The 22631-nt window shown below is 43.4% G+C and carries 18 protein-coding genes; 3 read left to right on the top strand and 15 right to left on the bottom strand.

The genetic code is table 11. From position 1 onward, the window contains the following. Nucleotides 1-331 precede the first annotated feature (331 nt). From ACN6KS_RS03650 to ACN6KS_RS03625, 6 genes are all read right to left on the bottom strand, one after another. On the bottom strand, nucleotides 332-2746 hold the full coding sequence (locus ACN6KS_RS03650; RefSeq protein ID WP_440961374.1) for a DUF2357 domain-containing protein: 2415 nt from the start codon (nucleotides 2744-2746) through the stop codon (nucleotides 332-334). Beyond that, nucleotides 2718-4955 (bottom strand): MrcB family domain-containing protein, encoded by a 2238-nt coding sequence (locus tag ACN6KS_RS03645; RefSeq protein ID WP_440961373.1) that lies wholly within the window; start codon nucleotides 4953-4955, stop codon nucleotides 2718-2720. Before ACN6KS_RS03645 ends, ACN6KS_RS03650 begins: the two co-directional genes overlap by 29 nt. Nucleotides 4956-5091: 136 nt before the next feature. Further along, on the bottom strand, nucleotides 5092-5805 hold the full coding sequence (locus ACN6KS_RS03640) for a restriction endonuclease (protein WP_440961372.1): 714 nt from the start codon (nucleotides 5803-5805) through the stop codon (nucleotides 5092-5094). A gap of 29 nt (nucleotides 5806-5834) precedes the next feature. Further along, nucleotides 5835-6014, bottom strand: coding sequence for a hypothetical protein (locus ACN6KS_RS03635; RefSeq protein WP_440961371.1), 180 nt, complete (start codon nucleotides 6012-6014; stop codon nucleotides 5835-5837). A gap of 10 nt (nucleotides 6015-6024) precedes the next feature. Next, nucleotides 6025-6357, bottom strand: coding sequence for a nucleotide pyrophosphohydrolase (locus ACN6KS_RS03630; protein WP_076128503.1), 333 nt, complete (start codon nucleotides 6355-6357; stop codon nucleotides 6025-6027). 176 nt (nucleotides 6358-6533) lie between these two features. Next, nucleotides 6534-7172: a DNA-binding protein gene (locus ACN6KS_RS03625; RefSeq protein WP_440961370.1), complete on the bottom strand. Its 639-nt coding sequence runs from the start codon at nucleotides 7170-7172 to the stop codon at nucleotides 6534-6536. A gap of 177 nt (nucleotides 7173-7349) precedes the next feature. Between ACN6KS_RS03625 and ACN6KS_RS03620 the strand changes: the two genes are divergently transcribed. Both ACN6KS_RS03620 and ACN6KS_RS03615 read left to right on the top strand, forming a co-directional pair. Then, nucleotides 7350-7694 (top strand): helix-turn-helix domain-containing protein, encoded by a 345-nt coding sequence (locus ACN6KS_RS03620; protein WP_440961369.1) that lies wholly within the window; start codon nucleotides 7350-7352, stop codon nucleotides 7692-7694. Between the two features lie 174 nt (nucleotides 7695-7868). Then, complete coding sequence (locus tag ACN6KS_RS03615; protein WP_440961368.1) at nucleotides 7869-9518, top strand: DUF2075 domain-containing protein; 1650 nt, start codon at nucleotides 7869-7871, stop codon at nucleotides 9516-9518. A 371-nt stretch (nucleotides 9519-9889) separates the two neighbouring features. Here the strand turns inward: ACN6KS_RS03615 and ACN6KS_RS03610 are convergent, their stop codons facing one another. The 4 genes from ACN6KS_RS03610 to ACN6KS_RS03595 all read right to left on the bottom strand — a co-directional run bounded on the left by ACN6KS_RS03610 (nucleotide 9890) and on the right by ACN6KS_RS03595 (nucleotide 13634). Further along, a complete protein-coding gene (locus tag ACN6KS_RS03610) occupies nucleotides 9890-10510 on the bottom strand; it encodes a hypothetical protein (protein ID WP_440961367.1) in 621 nt (206 codons plus the stop codon). A gap of 406 nt (nucleotides 10511-10916) precedes the next feature. Then, nucleotides 10917-12311 carry a thioether cross-link-forming SCIFF peptide maturase gene (gene scfB, locus ACN6KS_RS03605; protein WP_440961366.1) on the bottom strand — a complete coding sequence of 465 codons (1395 nt, stop codon included), beginning with the start codon at nucleotides 12309-12311 and terminating at the stop codon, nucleotides 10917-10919. A 122-nt stretch (nucleotides 12312-12433) separates the two neighbouring features. Further along, complete coding sequence (gene scfA / locus ACN6KS_RS03600; protein WP_076098734.1) at nucleotides 12434-12583, bottom strand: six-cysteine ranthipeptide SCIFF; 150 nt, start codon at nucleotides 12581-12583, stop codon at nucleotides 12434-12436. A gap of 481 nt (nucleotides 12584-13064) precedes the next feature. After that, the gene (locus ACN6KS_RS03595) at nucleotides 13065-13634 is read right to left on the bottom strand and encodes an SF0329 family protein (protein WP_440961365.1); all 570 of its coding nucleotides are present in this window, start codon (nucleotides 13632-13634) and stop codon (nucleotides 13065-13067) included. Nucleotides 13635-13770: 136 nt separating this feature from the next. Between ACN6KS_RS03595 and ACN6KS_RS03590 the strand changes: the two genes are divergently transcribed. Next, entirely contained in the window at nucleotides 13771-13971 is a 201-nt protein-coding gene (locus ACN6KS_RS03590) for a helix-turn-helix domain-containing protein (RefSeq protein WP_440961364.1), read from the top strand. Nucleotides 13972-14274: 303 nt separating this feature from the next. Here ACN6KS_RS03590 and sigJ read toward each other — a convergent pair whose 3' ends face one another. The 5 genes from sigJ to ACN6KS_RS03565 all read right to left on the bottom strand — a co-directional run bounded on the left by sigJ (nucleotide 14275) and on the right by ACN6KS_RS03565 (nucleotide 22512). Beyond that, entirely contained in the window at nucleotides 14275-15138 is an 864-nt protein-coding gene (gene sigJ, locus ACN6KS_RS03585) for an RNA polymerase sigma factor SigJ (RefSeq protein ID WP_440961363.1), read from the bottom strand. Nucleotides 15139-15173: 35 nt separating this feature from the next. Continuing rightward, a complete protein-coding gene (locus tag ACN6KS_RS03580) occupies nucleotides 15174-16358 on the bottom strand; it encodes an NAD(P)/FAD-dependent oxidoreductase (protein WP_440961362.1) in 1185 nt (394 codons plus the stop codon). Between the two features lie 383 nt (nucleotides 16359-16741). Continuing rightward, on the bottom strand, nucleotides 16742-19762 hold the full coding sequence (locus tag ACN6KS_RS03575; protein ID WP_440961361.1) for a DUF4855 domain-containing protein: 3021 nt from the start codon (nucleotides 19760-19762) through the stop codon (nucleotides 16742-16744). Between the two features lie 403 nt (nucleotides 19763-20165). Beyond that, nucleotides 20166-20954, bottom strand: a complete 789-nt coding sequence (locus tag ACN6KS_RS03570; protein ID WP_440961360.1) for a response regulator transcription factor — start codon at nucleotides 20952-20954, stop codon at nucleotides 20166-20168. Further along, nucleotides 20923-22512: a sensor histidine kinase gene (locus ACN6KS_RS03565; RefSeq protein WP_440961359.1), complete on the bottom strand. Its 1590-nt coding sequence runs from the start codon at nucleotides 22510-22512 to the stop codon at nucleotides 20923-20925. The genes ACN6KS_RS03570 and ACN6KS_RS03565 overlap by 32 nt, the downstream gene beginning before the upstream one ends. Nucleotides 22513-22631: the final 119 nt, after the last annotated feature.

The following is a 22631-nucleotide window of genomic DNA, read 5'->3' as shown; positions in this document are numbered from 1 at the left end:
CCGTCGATACTTGAGTTGCGGGGTGAATATATGTGTGTGTGAGAAGGGGAGTATTTCAACGTTTCAATTCAATGACTTCATAATTTATGTACTTCAAGACTTTCAGAATCAATACAAAACAACTTGTACATCCGGTGCGTCCGTAAGCTTTTCTAGATGATCTCCTTCTAGATGGTCTCTTTCTATATAACTGTTATCATAACATGTTCATTATAAGCATTGTCTATTAGCCAGATGTTTTGTATCTGCCCAATATAAAAAATCCTGCCATTACCCAGCGGGAAGCTTGATAGATTGGCAGGGAAATAACCTTACTTCATTTTCACTAACTTTAAATATTCCGAACTTCCACAACCTTACCTAAGTCCACATACTCCTCATGATCCACCTTCACCTTTACTCTGCCCTTTCGGCGCTTCTCACGCCATTCACGAAGCTCTTCCTCCGTTTCTAGACGGAGCTCTGCAATCTCCAAGGCCCGGTCCAGGATGTACTTGCTCGTATAAAGCACCGTGTAGATCCCTTGTCCTCCTAGTGTAATGGGAGCGGTTAAACTCTTCCATTCCTCAACCGTAAAACGTACATACAGCTCTTCTTCAGTACCCGGGCGATAAGGAATCTCTTTAATCTCATTACGCCGCAGCACCTTCCAATCCGCTACTTTCCCTACCCAGTGAATCCCCGTTTTTGCAGGATCAATGAACTTTTTGCGGGATTGGCACATCGCTACATACTCGATCTGGGTGAGGATTTTTACGTCCGAAAGGTTCTTTAAAGGTACATGGTAAAAAGAATGCTGTCTCGCCACCTCCACCTGCTCAGGTCCCCGGACAGAACCAACAAGCACATTTTTACCAGCGAGTTGGTTGGCATAGTATTCTTTCGTACCGCGTGGACGAGTCGAGCGTTCATAAGCTTTTTCCGGACTATCCTGAATAATCTCATCTAAGAATTGCTCCACCAGGCTTGTAGAATTCGGTAGGAATGGCAAAGCACCAATATTCAATAGCTCGATGCTTTTGTAGAATTGGTGGGTCTTATACCGCTCCTCATCCGGATAGGGGAATAACACATAGGCACCGAACATGCTTCGTTCATATTCCCTCGAGCCTTTCTCCCGATACACTATGGCGTCCCGGTAGCGGTGCATCGTGTTAATGTCATCCTCTTCAGGCCCAGGCTGTCTATAAGTCCCATGATAGGAAGTGCCTTCATAAGCCGGATTTAAGCGATATTTGGCATCAAAAACATACTTATACTCTTTGATTTTTCCAGCATCCTTCTTCTTAAGTGTCAGTACATTATCCGGACGCTGATTGAGCGTCGGTGTCTTATCCGAGCTAGGAATCGCATTATAATACAGGTTGAACTGCTCTCCGTTAACTGGATTCTCGTACACCATCTTAGCGCTCTGCGAGCGGTCAAGTGTAACAAAAATGCCGTTCCGATTCACCTTAATAATATCTTGCTTCATCAGTTTATACTTCTGCCCCAGGAGCTGATTCAGCTTTAAGAAACACCAGTACTCATAGAGCTGAGCAACATCCTTCATGGATAAGCGAAGCAGGTCGCCTTGGATCGACAGGCCTTTAAGCAGCATTAGATAACAGCGATAGACTTCGCGGTATCCAGGGGCCATCTGCAGCACCAGCGTAACGGACATCTGCTTCAGCACTCCAGCCTCACGCAAGAAATCCATCTTGAGCACCCGCTCTAGCTGAGTGAGCATGGTATCTAACCTTTTTATAAGTAATGGATCTGGGGTGCGGTTTTTAATCTTCCAGCGACTCTTGAGCTCTTTCAGCTTTCCATGAATGCGTTCCAGCATCCAGCGGATGAACCGGTTCTCATTAGTATCATAGGCGAGGCGTCTTCGTGTCTCCATTAAATGTGTGGCTGTGTAATTTCGGCTGCCGATGGTCAAGAATCCATGGTTCATGTCTTCTCTTAATCGTTCGGGATGCTTCGCGAGCTCGCGGATGTTCTCTCTTCCAGCCTTTTTGACCCGATTGGCATCCACTAATCGGCGGTCCTGGAGCAGAGCGTAATTCGGATTCCTATTAATCCGCTCAACGGCATCCAAAAGCTGTCTAAACACATGCTGAAGTATAGTGAAAAACTCCGTCAAGCTCTGATGCTGCGTTTCCCGTAGGCCTGTTAATTGGTAGGTTTTGCGTAAAAAATCAAAAGCCAGATTATAAATCTGCTCATTCACTTCATTCAAAATATTCTGATAATCCAGCTTGTAGTCCATTTTAGAGGGAAAGATCTCCATCTCTACCCGCAGCAAAGCCTGTCCCGAACTGCGGATCTCCCATTCCGTCAAACCGACCTCATTTCCAAAGTTCAGCACACCCGCAAGAATAGACTCACCTAGGGGCTTAATTGCCTGCCGAAGCAGCACATTGTCATGATGAAAAGAGAGGTTAGCAGCGGTCTTCCTCTGAATCACCAGCTCATACGATTGTGTCTCATAAAAACAAGGGAAAACAGACTCCCCCGGCTGCCAGTCTACCATCCCGTGGGCTTCAGGAGAAAAAACTTTAATCTGTACATTGCCAAGCTGTTCAGAGCAAACAAGCCCTAGCTGCGCACTCACCCATTCCTGACTAGAAGAACGATGAAGCTGCAAGGTCTCCACCGTAGGATGATATGGCCGTCCTTGAAGAAAAAGCGTAAAAAGCTCCGTTTCTAAACGGAGCAATTCTACCGTCTGATTAAGAGAGCCAGTATGAGGTGAATCCATCTTCCTCCAGCCTCCTAAGCATAAAAGCCAATTTACGCGCACTTTGTGGATGTTTAGCCGTAGGTGGAGTTTGACCGGCAGCCCATCTCATATACAGCGGAGTAGCATCATCCATAAAAGCTGGCAAGTCCACTGTAACACCAGATCCGGTACCAAGAGCCCCTTTCATCAAGTTCAATAATACCCGGCGAACCGAAGAATGGCTCCCTTGAATACGCGGCAGTATCTTTTGCAGCAGTTGCCAGTCAAAAGCTTCTTCCTCACTCATCAGCTTGTACCGTTCGTTATAGATCATATAGAAGCAAATCGCATCCCGCACCCGAAAACCCACATGAGCGTGGATATCCTCAAGCAATGCATTGATCTTAACCAATCTCTCTGTCGTCCGTACAACAAGCTCTTTGTTGGTATCATAGGCATCCACTAGCTGCAAATAATCGGAACGCAGAAAAAGATGATTCAGTTCGGCAACGTCAGAGCTATCACTGGTCTCTACCTGCACACCCAAATCCGGATACTGCTGCAGATTAATATAATTGAATTCTAGTGTATTGGCTCGATCCAGTACCTTTTTGCTAAAAGGATGTGTCGTTTCGTCCATGTTTACAGTCCCGATTAAGAACACATTCTCCGGAATACCAAGACTGCCATACTTCACTTGATCCTCAGACGTATCCAGCATGGTAGAAGATATGAGATCCTGTGTCTGGATCTTTCCCTCCTGCCAGTCCTGTGTTTCCAGCACACTTAGCAGGTCACTGAAATAATGCTCTACCCGCGCCAGATTCATCTCATCCATGCAGATAAAATAAGGTTTATACTGATTCGCCGGTTTCCGCGCCTCTACTAATACTTCCGTGAGCGGACCCGGTTTGAACCTGCCCGAAAGATCCTTGTACCCCAACAGATCCGCAGGATCACTCCAATCCGGGCGCACTGGGATCAAGATAAACTGGCCGTTATTCCCCGTTGCACCAAGAGCCTCTGCAAACAGCTTCACCAACCGAGTCTTCCCCGTGCCGGATATCCCTGCCAGAATGACAAAAGGCTTTGTCTTTAGCGAGAGGTAAAAGTTTTCAATAAGGTACTCAGGGAAGAAGAAGCCTTTACGGCGGATATGGGATTGGATTTGGCGGAGGAAACCTGTTACTTGTTCGTCCTTAAGCAGATCAGCTTCTTGTGTCACTACTTCCACTTCCTCATTATCAGCTTCATTACCTGTAGAAGTCACATTGTCCACATATAGACGATAGTCTTCCATCACAATCTCAAGATCTTGAATCAGTTGTTCATCATTCGGAACGGCTCCTCTTTCGTACTTGATGTAAGCGATAGTCGATACCTGATAATCTTGACCTAGACCGCTATCTACCAGGTGAATATTATCATCCTTATTCATATGGTTCAGTGAAAGGAGCCCTTGTATTTCTTGTGTTCGAGTTCGCAGATAAGCATAACCTTCTCTACGCCCCTTCTCTTGAATCGGCGCCGTCACTCCTTGGTTAAAAGTAAGATAGACAGCACTCATATCCTCAGCAAACAGATACACAACATACTCCCCACGTTGAGTCGTTTCTGTGATCCGCTTATCCAGTATTGCAAGCCAAGGAACTGTTGCCCAATTCCCTTGACCAACAGAACCTTGAATTTTATATTGATCATCTAAGAATGGTAATGCTTTGAGCTCAGAAGGAAGTGTCTGACGAAATAACGTACCTAGTGCATGACTTGCAAAGGTTTCTTTTTTGGCAGAAGTGTACTCCGCCATGATCTTCTCCAGATAACCTTGCAAAGAGAAATGCTGCAAAGCGGCATTATAAGACTGGAGTTCGTCATTAGCTATTCTCTCTAATTGCGATAGCTCCTCTTCCCCTAGCTGTCTTTGAATTTGGCTATGAAAACCTATGGTGTTATCTTCCGAGTTCACAAACAAAATATGCGAGAGCGCATTAACTGGACTGTTAATAATATCTTTAAGCTGACTTTTAGGTGCATCCTTCCATAGCTCCCGTCCTGGTGGCTGATCCACCCGGTTTCCTCTTTCCTGTTCAGCTATAAAGTAATCAAGAAACCGCTCCTTAACGTGATCGAACGAAACGCGCTCCAGATTGGTTGCTCTCAGTTCTTCAATTAAGGTTAGGATAAGGACCATTTTGTATGATTTTTGCTTACGCTTGAAAATCTGCGTGACTGATTCCGGTAATGGCATGTTGACCTCCAAGACTAGTTAACTATTTCTAGTAGTCGTATTTTTTTACATGAAGTTTGCGAATCTTTGGTCGGACAACAATATATAATTAGCTTTCCCACACTTATACAATTGTTTGAGATATAATTCACTGGGTTTACATAGCCTTTGTCTTACGACAGCTTGGATAATTACTACAGCCCCAGAAAGCTGTGCCCTCCTTACTTTTACGCTGAACCATTTGTGCCCCGCATGCGCAGGTTACGGCTTTGATTTTGCTACTACTAGCTTTTTTTGACTTTACTTTGCCTTTTGTGGGCTGCCATTTTCCCCAGGCTCGGAGCTTGTTCTCGATTAGAACTCCATGCCAATAATCAACTTTAAATTGCTCCGCCTCTCGTTTTGCATCCGCTGTAAGATCTGAAGTGGTGATAAGCAGTGATAAGATGCAGTCATGGTTTCTTTTAGCACCTACCAATTCGCGAACCGGCATAACCTTCACTTTATTGTGTTCAGCATAACACTTGGCTTGCACCGCGGTTTTCTCTCCGCGTTTATCAATAATAACCAAGTCTACGCCCCCATCCTTGCCGCCTACTCCTACTTCTTTGACGGTGTAGCCTTGATCTCTGAAATACAGAGATAACAATCTTTCAAACTCAGCACCATTAATTTGATCTAGGGGCGCTTTTAAGAGCACTTCATCAGGTCTACACGTTGTCGAGGAACGGTTAAAGGCAGTGGCAGTACTTTTCTTCACAGGTGTTTTCCGTTTGACTGAACTACGTTTTTTCCTCTTACTTCCTTGCATTAGTCCAGACAAGATGGATAAAAGGATGATAACTGCTATAATTCCAATAATTGATGCCATAAAATACTCCTCTGATTAATTAGATAAATTTAGATAGCTAGATCATTACTCGCTTGAGTTGGCCTTCCAGTTACTCTCAATTTCAGGATTTTCTTTCCCGCCACTGAGCCGCATCTCCATTTGATAAATGCATTCTCAATTTCCACTGTTAGCTGGTTGCTATCGACTTTCTCCCGCAAAGCTAGTGCACAGCTGATGCAAATGATCATGCATGCTCCCCTATAAATCAGTATATTTTTCTTTCTTCCCAAACGCCTTTTCAATTGGATACTTGGCTTCATTCTTCTTCAGCTTAGCGAGTATTATGTCTTCAAGGTCTAGCTCTAACGACTGCGCTAAGTACACTGCGTACACTAGTACATCTGCAATTTCATCGGCGATCTGTTCCTTTTTGGACTGAACTGCTTCCTCGGAAGACTTCCACTGAAAGATTTCTAGCAATTCAGACGCTTCAATACTCAACGAAATCGCCAAATCCTTCGGATTATGGAACTGTTCCCAGTTCCTATTGTCTCGAAAGGCCAAGATTTGTTTTAAAAGCTCTTCTCTCATCTGTGTGCTCCTGTCATGTTAAATAAGTAAAAAACGCAAAAAGAGGCAGTTCTCCCTTTACCTAGGATTCGCCTCTGAATGGTCACTCATGGCCATGCTTTGGCCTTGTTATATGCTTCATTATTAAGAATATTATGGAGACCAGGAATAGTCAAACTAAATAAGGTAGACAACTATTAGACCTTCCGCATATTATATAAATTCACTAGATAACAAAACCTTCTGTACTTCAACTGCGTGGTATTATCCTGTACTGATTTGACTTCACTTATATCATCAGTTAAGTGGTTCAACTGCTCATCCACGTTCAATCCATAACAAATTGCAGTTTTCATAATTACAACCAGCCCATCAAGCAATCCCTTTGAATAGGTATGAAGAAAGCGAACATACTCATCCAAGAGTTCTATTTTTCCAGATAAAATCTCTACAGCATATAAATTCACTTTTGCCAAATGTCGAAATTTACGTGCAATTTCTTGCCCCTCCGTTCCTAAGTCCTCTAACCACCCAAGTTCTACATATCTATAAATACTATCCCTGGCCTGCTCATAATCCCCCAGATGCTGATATGCAATTCCCCGCATCTGTTGACTGAAACCAAAATAATAAACAAGAGGTCGCTGCATCTTAACTAAGGGGATCGTCATCCCCATCGCTTTACAGTATAGCCGCTCTTCATAAATACGCTGGGCATAGCTATGCAAAATATCTGCAGTGTATAGCAACTTGTTCCACTGTTCGAAGTAGTGTGCAGTTTCCAGCATTTCGACAAGAAAATCTGGGTTGAAGGACTTAAGAATTGAGAGGTGCATAGGTATAACCTCCTTATAAAGAGTTTTCCAGAAAAAGCTTCTTTCTCGATTCATATGCAAGTAGTAGAATAAATAAAATATACTACTCATAAGGAGTTTTTTCAATAAATTTTACCGTCTATGAATCCCTGCTATTTATACCTTTACTCTCCTACCCTTTAGGAGAGGTGAATAATAATGACAAAGTTACGCAACTTGGTTGGAGATAGAGTAAGGGATATTCGGAAATCAAAGGGCTTAACCCAACAAAAACTTGCGGAGTTATCAAATCTGGATGATGCTTATATAGGGTCAGTAGAACGAGGGGAACGAAACTTCTCGATAGATTCACTTGAGAAAATTGTGGTAGCCTTAAAGGTTCAGCCAAGTGAATTTTTTCAGAATTACGATAAACAAAATGAGATTGAAGCTGCTCAACGAGCGGCAGTTGATGAGTATATGGTTGCTGTAAGCGACTTAAGTATTAAGCAAATTGAGGCTATGATGAGGATTGTAAAAGAGGTAAGCGGGGTCTTAGAATAGTGCACTAGCTCTTTTAGTTTATCTTTGTTATTTTCCCTTCATACATAAACGTTCTTTTCTGTAAAAATGATTAGGCTAAAAATGGCTTTAGTATTTTGGAGTTTATTGCAAATATTGGAACAGCGAAGCTTTGTATTCAATCTCTATGAAAATCCAATCATGCAGGAGACTAAAATGACGAGTGAACTTGTTTTTGAGAAAATATGCTTTAATAAGTGGGATTCTGATCACATTCAAGCAGATTATTTAATCAACCATCCAGTCATCTATATTCTTTATAATCAACAGTTGTCCCAAGCTTATATTGGACAAACTGTTCACGTGAAGAGACGACTAAATGAGCACCTTAAAAATCCACGACGCAAGATGCATAATCAAACAATAATTATTGGGGACGAGAGGTTCCATCAATCTGCCACTTATAACATCGAGACCAATCTAATTAATTATTTTATTGCTGAAAATCAATTTAAACTCCAAAATGTAAGCCAAACAGTAAAAACCCAGATGCACAATTATTACCAAAAGGAATATTACAACCAAGAAATATTCATGCAAATATGGGAAAGGTTAAAGCAAGAAAATATTGTAGAGCAAACACTTGAGAACTTAAGAAATAAGGATACGTATAAGCTTTCTCCGTATAGAGAGCTCTCAGAACAGCAACTAGAAGTAAAAAATTCAGTTATCGAGTTTTGCAAAAAGCACGCTAAAAAAACTACTCCTCACGTACTATTAATTGAAGGCAACGCAGGCACAGGCAAAAGTGTATTATTAAGTTCTCTATTTAACACTATTCAAGATTATGCTAACGATGATAGCTCCAATTTGAATGGTACAAATAATTACTTATTGGTTAATCATAGCGAAATGTTAAAAACCTATCAAAGTATAGCCAAGAGTCTCCCTAATTTAAAAAAGAAAAACTTTTTGAAACCAACGTCTTTCATAAACAAAACAGTTGATCCAAATACCAAACCAGCTAATATTGTATTAGTAGATGAAGCACACTTACTCTTAACTAAAGAAGACTCTTATAACAACTTCCGGTATGCGAATCAATTGGAGGAGATCATTAAAAGAAGTGCTGTAACTATTGTAATCTTTGATCCGAGGCAGGTTCTCAAGATTAAAAGTTATTGGAATAAACAAATGCTAAATGAAATAACAGAAAAATATCACACCAAAAAATTCCTATTAACCGATCAATTTCGAATGGATGCAGGTCCAGAAATCATAAATTGGATCGACGGTTTTCTTTCTAAGAAGCTTGTCAAGATTCCTACAGTAAGCAATAATGCATATGATCTACAAGTCTTCAGTGACATACATCAATTGAAGAAAGCGATTGAAGACAAGAATCAGGAATTTGGTTTATCCAGAATGGTATCTACCTTTGATTATGAACATAAAAAGGATGGGGAGATATACTACGTAGAAGCTGATGGGCTGAAAATGCCGTGGAATATAACGAGAAACAATACTACTTGGGCCGAAGAAGTTCATACTATTCAAGAAGTAGGTTCTATTTATACGATCCAGGGTTTTGACTTGAATTACGTTGGTGTAATCCTTGGCCCATCCATTGGATACGATGAGAAAACAGATCAAATTCTAATTGACGTCACTAAGTACAAGGACGTAGGTGCCTTTACCTCACGAACTGATTTCTCCAATGAGAAAATAAAACAGATTAAAGAAGAGATCATATTGAATTCGCTCAATGTTTTAATGAAACGTGGCATCCATGGACTCTATATTTATGCTACCGACCCAAAGCTAAGAGCAAGATTATTATCATGCCGTCCCGATGCAGGCTCTTAGGAGTCTGCAATAACCTTATCTCTCTCTTCTCTAGCTACATCTTTTATTGCCTATTTCATCGCTATTCCTATCATAATGAGTAAAGTGAATCTTTGTTGTCGCGGCAGAAAGCCCAAATTGAATAATGTCTATATTCGAACCGGCAAATAGGTATTTTCGTGTCTCTTCTACACTTAGCCTTTCATCGATCATTAATCCACCTCATTCAAATTGCACCCATTGTCCTTCTTAATTATCAGAAAACCATGGGTCAATCTTTTTACTAAAAATTTATCATTCAGAACATCCTCTATTCGACTTAACGCCTCAGGTGAAACAATGCTGAATGGTTCTGTCGAGGGCCGCACACCGTTAAGCAATTGGCATAACCTTTACTCCGTAACTCTTTTCAGTTCAAATTGTGTTGCCTCTAATATCAAGATAAGTCTGTCATTATTCACACCCAAAAAGCTCACGGGTATAGCAAGTCCTGTAGAAGAGTCGGAGACACTTAATACTTTCACTTCATCATTTATGCTTAAACTCGGCATATCCATTTTATATACTCTATAAAAAGAGTCATTATTATAATGTATTTCTGTAATGTTATAGAGTGGAGCTTCTAGTTCATATTGATAAACAGGATAGTGTTCAAACCCTTTTGATGAAAAGGAATCTTTATTAATTATAATTTCATCACCAATAACGTTTTGCCCTGTTGGATATTCAGAAGCATCATTATAGGAATTCGCAAATCCTAAAAGGTTTTCAACTTTCCAAGTTCCATAGAAGAACTTCTCAGTTTCACTATCCAAATCCTTTCTTCCTACAAAAGGTTCAGATGTATTACTTGGAATAAGATTATCTTCTTTTCCGGCATCCATTGATGGTTCAATCGTAGGGATATTCTTTGTAATTCCATCATCTTGATTTTTTAATACCGATACATTACTACATTCAACCAAACAGACAGACACTATAGTCATGATGACAATAAATATTTTGACCCTCATGATTCACCCTCCAAACACCCGTTCATTTTCATCTCATTCTCAAATACTTCTGGAAATGGTATAACTCAATACTTCTCCCAAATCGCTCCTCCCGAAGCTGTCGATTTCATTTATGAGCGGATCACAACGCGGCCATTCCTTTTCAAACAGCTCATTATAACTATACTAAAACACGGCTAGCAATGTTCTCAACTGCTAAAACAAGGTTATACTAATCTATCGCAAGGAAACTCATTCAATAGATTCAGTTTAAAAGACGATCAGTGATCTGCCTTTTGCAGAAACTGATCGCGTCTCTCTTGTCTTACAGTCCTTCTTCTCCGAATTCATACAAAAAAACCGAGAAAGAACACTTCATTTTAAAGTGTCTATTTCTCGGTTACCGTTTATTCATCCGTTACGTTAACTAGCTAGATTGCTCTTCCATCGCTCTAATCGATTCATCCACCTTTACCATCATGGAACATTCGACTCTTTTGCGGAAGATGTCACAACTGAAGTCATAGGTTCCCACCAGGGAACCCGTCGCGTGCAGCGCGTTGGCAGGACAACCACCGCTGCAGTAGAGTTTCGCCCAGCAGTCTTTGCATTCCGGCTTCGAGTAGCAGTTGCTCTCTTTAAATTGACATTGCAGCTCAGGTCGTGTGATTCCATCCCAGACGTTTCCCATGCTGTATTCTTCATCCCCGACGAACTGGTGGCAAGGAAAAAGCTCTCCCCAGGGGGTGACCGCAAGATATTCGGTTCCTGAACCACAGCCAGTAATTCTCTTCTGGATGCAAGGCCCTTCTGAGAGGTCAAGCATGTAGTGATAAAAGGTAAACCCCTTGCCTTGTTCACCGCGACCGATCATTTCCTTGGCGAGAATTTCGTACTGGTTGTATATCTCCGGGAGGTCCTCCTCGGTAAGGGCATAGGGTTCTCTTGGATCACAAATGACCGGTTCCATCGAGAGCTTGTCAAATCCAAGGTCGGCGATATGAAAAATATCATTGGTGAAATCGACATTATTTCGAGTGTAGGTTCCTCGTACATAGTACTCTTGGTCTCCGCGCTTACGAACGAACTCTTGGAACTTCGGAAGAATGTGATCGTAGCTGCCTTTTCCGTTAACCGTCTTACGAAGCCGGTCATGAACCTCTTTTCTACCATCCAGGCTTAATACGACATTGTACATTTCCTGATTTAAAAACTCGGTGACTTCATCATTTAGCAGCATCCCATTCGTCGTGAAGGTGAAGCGGAACTTCTTTTTGAATTCTTGTTCTTTGCTTCTTGCATAAGCTACGATCTGTTTAACTACTTTCCAGGCCAAAAGCGGTTCCCCACCGAAAAAGTCGATGTCCAGGTTGCGATGATGACCCGAATTTTCAAGCAGGTAATCGATAGCTTTTTGTCCAACCTCATAGCTCATGATTGCTCTATCTCCGTTGTATTTCCCTTGGCTGGCGAAGCAATAGTCGCAGGATAGATTACAGGTATGTGCTACATTGAGGCAGAGCGCTTTGACATAAGTTTTTCGTTTTTTTAAATCGAGCGAGAGGTTCTCGAACTCATCTTTTGTAAAGAGCTGACCATCATTTATAAGCTCCTCGATATCCGCGATGGTTTCTCGAATATCGCTCTCGGAAATGCTGGAACCCTGTTTATATCTTTCCAACATCGTTGTCACAATTTTTTCGACAGAAGTTTCCTCATAAAGCGCTATAATTTCATATGCTAGGTCATCCACAACATGTACCGATCCACTGTAAGTGTCGAGAACGATATTGTATCCGTTTAGTTTATATTGATGAATCATACTTGCTAATCAGGCTCCTTTTGCACATAAGTAGAAACGGCTTTACCATCCTGTAGAGGTAGCGTCCATTTCTTAAAAATAGCCGCCCATCAGCAGAGCAATGGGCGGTAAAATTCCGAATCCTATCTGTTCATTGCATTTTCACACTTCTGGTTTGCAACGCCGCAGGAAGTTTTACAAGCGGACTGGCAAGATGTCTGGCATGCGCCGCATCCGCCGTGCTTTGCGGTATCCATCAGTTTGCGGGTGCTCAGTGTTACGATTCTTTTCACGATAAATAACTCCTTCTGTAATTTCTTGTGATCACTTTCACTTAATTTCCATGGAACATCGTAGCAACCTCACGTAAGTACGTCTATGATTCCCGTCACCTAGCAGAGCAGAGAGGGCTTAAACATAAGCATCAACGTTAATTTTCGTGCAGTCTTTCATGCTTGATCGTAGGATGCCGTAGAGGGAACCAGAGTCAGAGCAATGCTAAAAAAGTGACCAAAGAAAAAAAAAGAGACGGCAATAATGCCATCTCTTGAATAACGATTTTTCCTCATACTTGTCCGTAAAGTCCAATAAATATAAGGATCTCATAACACTGTATCCTTCCTTACCAGTAGAGCGACACTCTCCGATTCCATATGCACCATATGCGAACATCCCTCTCATTATCATGGCTATTGTTATGGTGGGGAGAAGTCGCGTAGAATTAGGGATTTTTGTAGGGAGTGTTTTTTGAATATTCAATGAAGTTATTTATTTTTATAATGTACTACGCCGTAGTTCATAAAAATACTGCACAATTGGATGCTTTAACTTCATCTTCTCGCTCATGTTCAACATTCGCTTTTTTCCAACTCGTCTGTCCACTAAGGCTAAAATATTCAATAAGATATCGTCGCTCTCTAAGCTCTCCTCTATGGAAATAGATAAATACTTAGTAGCTGTAACAATAAAATTTGATTTACTTAATGACGTCTGTGCTGACAAAAGCTCCTTTGCAACTTCTGATATTTTTCTGCTTCTTGCAATTACGATTAGCCGATCCTCCGGGATGATCCCCTTACTATCTTTTCTAACCGCTTCAATGTCTTCATGGTTGATAGGAATTTGGAGCTCTGAATCATTCTTAATCTCCTGCTCCGTCTGATACCATTTAATTGAGCTAGTTCTATCATTCATATTGAATACGTTCTTTTTATCTACCGAAATATAACAACTCCCTGATTTATCAGGTAAATAACGGTAACTGCTTGCACGATATTCAACCCTGCCGTATAACGCAGGACAGAGAAAACTCTCCAGTTGTTGCTTCAATTTGCTCCAGGACATGGATCCTCCTATGTTTTATGTTATAAATACCTGCTCAGGCAGTCGTTCTATTATACAATACATAATATACAATCCCACTAAAACCTGAATAATATCTTGATATAAAAACAGAGGAACGACTTAAAATATTTGGTTTTTGTCCCCGCGGGAAGGGAAGTATATAGGTATTGTCAAGCGTTATCACGATAAGCACGAGGGAATGAATCACGCGGTCGAGATGTACGTTAAAGGTGAAACGGTCGCTAGGATATGCAAGGTAACGAAAATTGGTCGTTCATCGCTGTACCTTCGTATTGCTGAATTGGGAATAAGCAGGGTAGAAAGTCGTCAAGCCTAACGGTTCGGCGGCTTTTTCCTTCGAACAACACTTTATCGCAACAATGCATTAATGTCCGATTGTACATCTATTCAGATTGAATGGACATGCCGAAAACCTAATAGCGGCGCGGGTTTGGATTGGTCATTACGAAAAACAATATTTTCAAAATAGGACATATTCGCCATGTCTAGCGTATGTTTCACGACATGTTTTTTGCTAAAGCTTTCGTTTATCGATAATTCCTTATACTAACCAAAAGAAAAACCGCCATATAATAAGGCGGTCAATTTTGAAATATCGTTTCCGGTCGAATACTCTTTTTCATTTCAATAAAAGCCTCAGCTTATCCGGATTCCTAACAAAGTATAGGTTGCAAATCGCATTTCTCTCAACGTGTATCAGCACAACAACTTCGATGCCCTCGCCTGAACGGACAACAAGCCCTGTTTGAGCATTTATATCCGTCATCTCGACATGCATGCCTCCTTCGTAATGAGGAGCCTTACGAATTAGACCGATAAGGAACCGTGCGACGAGATCGCGCGATTCAATAGGATGGACAGCGGCGAACGCTTTGCCCCCTCCATCAGAGACCAACACGACATCTTCGGCGAGTATGGATACAACCGTGTCCACGTTTCCCAGTTCGAGAGCCTTCAGGAATCGACGGACCCACTCTTCGCTCGCCGCTTCTGAGTGAACCTGTTCATCGAGGGTAATCCCCATCTTTCCTCTTGCACGGCTGAACAGTTTGCGGCAATTTGCTTCACTTTTGTCAACAAGTTCAGCAATATCTGAATATTCAAAGCCGAGCGCTTCACGAAGCACGAACACCGCCCGTTCCGTATGGGATAGCCTTTCAAGCAGCACGAGCATAGCGTAAGACAACAGCTCGTCACGAACAACCGCTTCAAACGATTCATCATTGGGAGTAAGAATGGGCTCGGGAAGCCATTGTCCGAAATACAGTTCCCTCCGTTTACACGCCGATTTGAGTAAATCCCGACAGCGATTAGTCACCATTTTGCACAGATATGCTTTCGGTTTAACCAAACGCGCCAGATCTACGTCATTTATCTTCAGGAATACGTCCTGCACAACATCCTCCGCATCGGAAGCTGACCCGGTCAGTTGGTAGGCAAGCGTAAACAGCAGCCCTTTATACTGCTCATATAACTCCTGCATCTTACCACTTCCAATCTTATCCTCTAATTACATTATTATTTTAACAAACTTGGCGCATCCCATGTGAATTTTCTCAGTCGCCAACCCAGCTTTCCCGTAAAAACAATATCTACCCCCCATATACGTGTCCATACCAATCCATGCCCCGGACCTAAGCCAAAGCAGAAAAAGTCTATAAACCCCTTATGCGAGGGTGCAGGGCGCCCTTCAAGATCCGCCGACAAAATCTCTCCAAGCCTTGCCGCTTGAGCGGTCGCTTCCTTACACGTCTTCCCGTCCGCCCGTCCGCTAGCAGGGTCTACGATTTGGGCGCAGTCGCCGATACTGTATACACCCTGAGCACCCTGAACCCGATAACTTGCATCTACGATTACGTATCCTTCCGGAGTGACCGGTAACCCGATGTTTCGCAGCATTGGATTGGGTAACAGCCCCAGTGTCCAAACACATAGACCGACGGACATCGTTCCACCGCTAGATAAGGTAAGCGTTCCCTCTTTCTCCTGTAATACTCTGCTCCCTTGTAATACGGTTACTCCGCAAGCTTCAAGTGAACGTTCCAGTTTAAGCCCTACCTTGGCTGGGCCATCCGTGAATAGCCTCTTGTTCGTATTAAATAGTTTTATCCTCACAGCATCCGGATCAAGTCCCAATTGCTGCGCATCTTCTCGAACGAAATGAGCCAGTTCGGCAGATGTCTCGATGCCGCTTATGCCTGCTCCCGCAACGGCAATGGTCATTAATCTCTGCCGCTCTTTCGCATTTGTTTCCTTAACGGCTTTTTGCATATTCGTGCGCCACGCCTCTCTGATCTTCCATGCGGCATCCAAGCTCGCCAATGCCACCCCCCCCTGATCAGGGTCGGGTTGCCGTACGACGCTGCCTACCGTCAAAACGAGAATGTCATATTTCATCGAATTCTCAATTCCTTCGGCATCCTGATAAAGCAGCCTTCTCTTCTCTGATTCGATTTTGGTTACGGTAGCCTGAACGAATTCAACCCCCACGGGAAACAACCTTGTCAGTGGGACAATTATATCTTCGTCTCCAGCCGCAGGCTTAAAAAGCAAAACTTTGCGAAAGTGATAGGGATTCTTGTCGATTAGAATAAGTCGAAGCGGACGCTGGCTTGCCTCACCCTTAAACGTTTTTCGAATCACATTAACCGCATTAATGCCCGCATATCCTCCGCCAACGATGATGCATATCAATTCTTTCATTTCAACCACTCCTTATTTTGTTTTGCTTATAAAACGAGATAAGGGGTCGTGTTGTGACAACAGCGATATGTTGACGACTGCCGATTATTTGTACTTGAGAATTTCTGCTTCAATTACAGTATATTTTTTATTGACCTTGAAGATCGTTCCCGCAGATGATTCTCCCGTTTAAGAAAGAAGAGATCCCGTCTTGTCATCCCCTCTGTACATAGAAACAAGCCGATTAGGTATAGACCCCGTGGCCTGGCACCTAATCGGCTTGTTATGTTACGCCTCAACCGTGTTTACTTCGGTTATTAGTCTTACTCGGACAGATCATTCGATAACCGGTACAGGAAGTTTCAGCGCGGGTCGTATCGCTGCTTGAATGGATTATTTCTCCATTACTTATCGTGACCTTTACCCGGGTTTTCTTTGGAGTATTCAAAGGTCACTTTTACAGGCTCGCTCATATAGCCAGTCGATAGATACGCCTCATGGGTTCCCTTTAAATTACCCGTAAGTTTGAATGTGAATTGGAAGCTTCCCGCGACTGTACTCTTCGTCTCATCTTCGAGATGAACCTTGCCTTTCGAATCAAGCACCTTCAACTTCACATTTGTAAGGACGCCATTCATCAGCAATCCATCAATCGTTACTTTTTTCGTTTCCTCGTCAACCTTTACTTGTATGCCCTCAATGCCCTTCACGTCTACAGCGCCCGAGAGGTTATAGACACCAAACTCGTAGATGGAATATCCGTAATCGGTTGCTCTTTTTATGCCTTGTAACTTCATGTATCTTGCCTTGACCGGGTTGAACTGAATCGTTTCTTTGCCTTCATGCGCGGTAATCATTCCGTCATTTGGCATGACATTGATCCAGTTCTGCTTATCGTTCGACACAAGAAGTTTGTATTTATCGGCACGAGCATATTCCCAATCGATTCGAACCGTATCCATTTCCTTCACTTCATCGAGATCGACCAGGAACCAAGTATTGTCCACGTATTCGCTCGCCCATCTTGAAGCAGGGAATCCATCGACGGCTTTAGCCGGTGCATAATTCGAATTATTGCCTTCGATCGACGAAGCTTCTACCGTTTTATTCTGCGCCAAATTGCCTATTAGGTAATAGACGCTTTCCTTCAGCGTATTGTACGCCTCATCTTTTATCGTACCCGCCTTCTTGAATTCATCCAGCTTTGCATTAAAGCCTTGGAGATACTTGGTGACTTGCGCTGCATCTTTCTCTTCATAGCGCTTCATCATTTCCAAATAGTTGTTCAAAGAACGCACCGTTGCAGAATTCGTAAATTGCTTCGCTGTTTCGAAGCGGTCGACTAGCGCTTTCATACCAGATGCATTCGTCATTGCTTCGATAACATATGACTTTGTCACCATACGCCCCGCGGTAACGGTAATGTTAAGCTCATGTTTGCCAAGCTTGCCTGCAAGCGGAATAACGGTACCCGCTGTATAAGGCTTGCCGTCATACGTCGCCGTCACTTTCGTCAGACCATCATCCGTTCTAAGCTTCCATGTAAAGGATACGGATTCTGAATCGGGCAGCTTCATCCCGCTCTGGAACGGCTTGCCGTTCATCTGCACGTCTACCTCGGAAGGCGGAGCCTCGTTGACCTGATACGTTCCTTTAACAAATTGATACAGCCAGTCGTAAAGAACGCGTGTCGCTGGATCTTTACTTACCGCGGTGTTATAGACTGCATTGTTGCCTTGATAATACGATTTGAAGCCATCCTTCATGAGCCCTGTCTTCGCACCACTGTTCAAGTAATCGATATACCGCTCGCGGAACACGCCGTCCGTCAGCATCCGATCATCGAACTCGAGTTCATTGGACATGCCATACTGCTTCGCCAGATTCGCAGAATCCTCCAAGCGCTCGATATCCGTCGGCTCGAAGAAGTAGTTCGGCTGGATCGTCACCGCATCGAAGCCGACATCCTTCCACATGAATGCTTTATAAGCGAAGAAGTGCGGAATCCAGAAGAACTTCAGGTCCTTGCCGCTAATTTGCATGTCATGCAGGGTGCTGCTAACCGAACGGATCAGATCTGGTCCGGATTGGCTTGTGCTGATTTGCTCTTCGAACCAGTACATACCTACAAGCTCGAGGTTATCGTAACCTTGTGCTTCCCATCTCGATTTGACTTGCTGCAGCCACCATTGAATTGCTTTTTCACGGTTCGCAAGGGCTTTCTCTCTGCCAACGGAATCATTGAAGTTCAGCGATTCCCCACCTTGTTCAATAGCTCCGAAATTAGTGATCGATTCACCTGGATCCGGAATCATGAGGACAACCTTTTCCTTTACGCCAGACTCGTTCAGCGCATCGGATACTTGCTTAGCCGCTGCGTTTAACGCATCCATATCGCCGCCTGCCGCAAAGGTTTTATCCAGATACCATTTCCAATCTTCCAGATAAGCCCGCCCGCCGAAATCACGACCTGGATTTGGAGAGTTAATGCCAAGATACAGGACGCCGTCGAAGAGTCGATCCTTAATTTTGCCGTCCTTATCGACATAACTAATGTTCGGAATGATCCGTTCTTTCGTCCAGATGCCTAGGTCATTCGCATATTGCCCGTTATACAAAAGTCCAAGATGCTCGATACCCGCTGTCGCTTCGCCTGCCGCCAAGAATTTCGGCGTTTGCGTTGGAACAGTTACGGCTCCGGCAACTTTGCCGTCTTCACCGAGGATTTCAATCTCATCCACGAAGGTCATTGCACGCGTATGCATTGTGAATGTCACTTTCACATAGCGAGCATACGCGATCTTCGCATCTGGGCCGATCGCTTTAATGCCGTCCTTGCTGCCATCCCACACATAGGTCTCCGTGTATTTGCCGTCATTCCACAGCTTCTGCGTGGCATTGTCTTTGAGCAGTCCCCAGTTCACCTTGTCATCGGAGACGTACATCGATACCGTGAGTGGAACGAGTACATTGTTCGTTGGCCAATCTTCGAGGAAATTGGCTTTAATACCCGCGATGGATTTCTTCGCCCCCAAATCAAACACAACTTCGCGTGTCTTACTCAAATGATGTCCAACCCATGCTCCGTCGGATCTATCGCTTGCCCCATATATACCATCCGTAAGTGTGTTGCCTTCATCCGGATAGGAAGCTTCCGGCTCTTGCGACCACTCATAAGATAAGCCCGCTGCAAGATTGTGATAAACCGCCCCATACACTGACGCAATAACACCCTCCGTACCCGCTCCCGGCAGGTCTGATGGATTCGTCACCTCGACCGGATCGGCTTCGCCCGGCGGGTTCGCTGGTGTCTGTTCCTCTGTCTGTGTAGGCGGCAGCGCCTCTTCCGCTTGCGCAATCGGCATCATCGTTACGATCATGATCGCGACCATGACGAGAGCTACCCATTTTCTACTCCTCTTCATATCGTACGAACTCCCTTCTGATTCTTGAGTCAAGAAACATCAATCTCCTAAATGGTATGCGCTTTCATTTCAGCTTACCTCGATGCTCTTTCCTCCCTTCCGAGATTCCGACACGTCATAGAAGCTTATAACATATGTCAATGTCCTTATAGTAACATTATGAAAAGTGGCCTTTCTTTCAAATAGATAATTAATGACATTGGGTATACACTTGTTGACATGAAGGCCTCCACGTCGTGTTTTTATAGGTATAAAGATAGCGCTTACCTCCTTAGGTCCTACCCATTTTGTGTCAATGTCCACTAAGCAATCCAACAAATAAAAAAACACAACCCCCTCGAGGTTGCGTCGTGTTTATATATGGTGACACCTAATTGCTGCGGGGTTCTACTAAATTGATGCTCTATCCATAACCGAACGGATGCTTTTTGTACTCTAAGGGGCTTGAGCCGACTCTATTTTTGAACACACGACTAAAATAGTACTGGCTCTTATACCCTACCTTCACGGCCAGATCCCCGATTTTGATATTCGGCATTACGTCATCCAGAATCTCCTTCGCCTTCGATATCCGAAGCTCGGTGACATAGTCAAGGAATGAAGCACCGATTTCTTGCTTCATACGCTTGCTAAGATAGGTTGGGTTGATATGAAATAGCGATGCTACTCGAGTAATAGACAGCTCCGGATCCTGATAATGACTGTCAATATACTCGGTCACTTTTTGGATAAGCACTGTTCCATCCCCTGTATACCCGGAAAGCCCCAGCTCCTTATCCACCCTGCTTTCATGTGAATGCAAAGGATATTTTGCCTGAAGATGTTCATCGATCCGATGAAGCAGCTTGTTCAGATCACTCTTCGGCACAGGTTTCAATATATAATCGAATGCTTGCAGTTGCACGGCTTGACGCGCATATTCAAAGTTATCGTAGCCGCTGATGATGACAATTAGAACCGACGGGCAGCGTTCGCGCAATATATTTATCAGATCGAGTCCATTCATATTCGGCATGTTGATGTCCACAAGACATACATGTGGTGGGGCTTCCTCCACCATTTTCAATGCTTCGTTTGCACTTTTCGCTTCTCCTGCAACTTCAAAAAGATACGAACTCTCCTCAATGTATTGTCGCAAGCCTTTGCGAATGATCGTTTCATCATCGACGATGACAATCTTCCACATCTTCATTCCGCTCCCCTTCCAAAGGTATTCGAATGACCATAACGGTAATGCCATCTTCGCTCTTTACTGCAAGACCATATGGCACCCCGTAAGCTAGTCGAATGCGATGGTTTACACTGTATAGTCCAAAGCCTATGGCAGAACGATCATATTTATCATCAAGAAGGGCTTGATTCATCTGTTCAAGCCTCTCTTCAGGAATCATAACCCCATTATTTTTAACCTTAATGACCAAATAATCGACCTGTTTATATGCTGAAATCGAAATTTTGCACTTTTGATCCCCAAGTGGCTTAATCCCGTGATAAATCGCATTTTCCACCAACGGCTGCAGCATGAAGCGAACGACTTGGCACTGAGCAAGCTTTTCATCATATCGAAGCTCGTAGTCGAGAATCTCCTCATATCGCACGCCTTGAATATGAAGATAACTCTCGACATGGTACAACTCCTGATCAAGCAGAATGTAGGGACTGCCTGTGCCAAGCCCTAATCGGAAATACGCGCTAAGCGCTTCCACCATCTCCACCACATTGTCTGCTCCATGTTCCGTTGCCATCCACTGGATCGTATCCAATGTGTTGTATAAAAAATGCGGCTTGATCTGCTCATGAATCAGTCTGAGTTCCATCTCCTTTCGGTCCTGCTCCACAGCGTATAATTGAACAAGCATGTCATTGAAGCTTCGCCCAAGATCGCCGATCTCATCCGAGCGCGTAACATCTGCCCGTATGGTTTGGTTGCCATTCTGCACATTTTCCATTACCTGGCGAAGCGACTGAATGGGACGAATAATGGAAGAAGCAAGCAGCATCAGAAAGACGATAACCGCACTACCGATAAGAATGCCTACCAGCAATGCAGTCCGCTGGGTTTTGATCACCGCTAGCGATAGACTTGAATTCGGCACTTCGAGTACGAGCTTCCAGCCTTCCACATTTTGAATTGGAGCCTCAAATACACTCATGTTCTTCTTATCTGCTGCATCCTCCGCTCCATCTCCTTCACCCAGCTCTCTGCAATCGATGATAAGCTGGCCTGACTGGTCATATAGCATTACATCTTGAGCAATCTCCTTCATCTTCTTGACGGAGACGGCTGCGGCAATATAAGCTACCTCATCATTCACCGATGGATTCACACGATAGAGAATAACGACGATTTCAGCTGCATTCGCTTTGGATACGATCGGATTGCTCACCACATAATTGGAATCTGAATTTAGCAGTAGTTTTCGATAGTAGGGTCGGTTTAGTATCGAAAAAGGCTTGTCCCTTGCTGACCAGGAATTTCCGTGAATATCCACCACGCGTATGGATTCGTACTCTACTTGCTTTTTCGCCTCGAACTTATTGATCTCTTGCAGCAATTCATCCCGTGTCCAATGATGGTCCGAAGCTAGAGAAGCAAGCATGTCTATCTCACCGATGCGCTGATTAAACCAATAATCGATCTGGTCACTGCGTGCAGTAACCACTTGCTGCGTCAAGTTCTTATTCAAAGGGACAACCGTATGGTTCATCTCCAAATATATTGTTACAAGCAATGCAACGAACAGCAGCAAGAAGCAGCCTCCTGCGATTAACGTAATTTTTAAGTGAATTGTTTTCATTGTAATCATAGCCCTTCACAATATCCGTTTCTTACATGCCCGAAAAAGACAAAAAAACGCTAATCTGTGCA

Source organism: Paenibacillus nitricinens (genome assembly GCF_052056485.1).
GTDB lineage: Bacteria > Bacillota > Bacilli > Paenibacillales > Paenibacillaceae > Paenibacillus_AQ > Paenibacillus_AQ nitricinens.
This window is presented reverse-complemented; position numbering and strand designations above follow the sequence as displayed.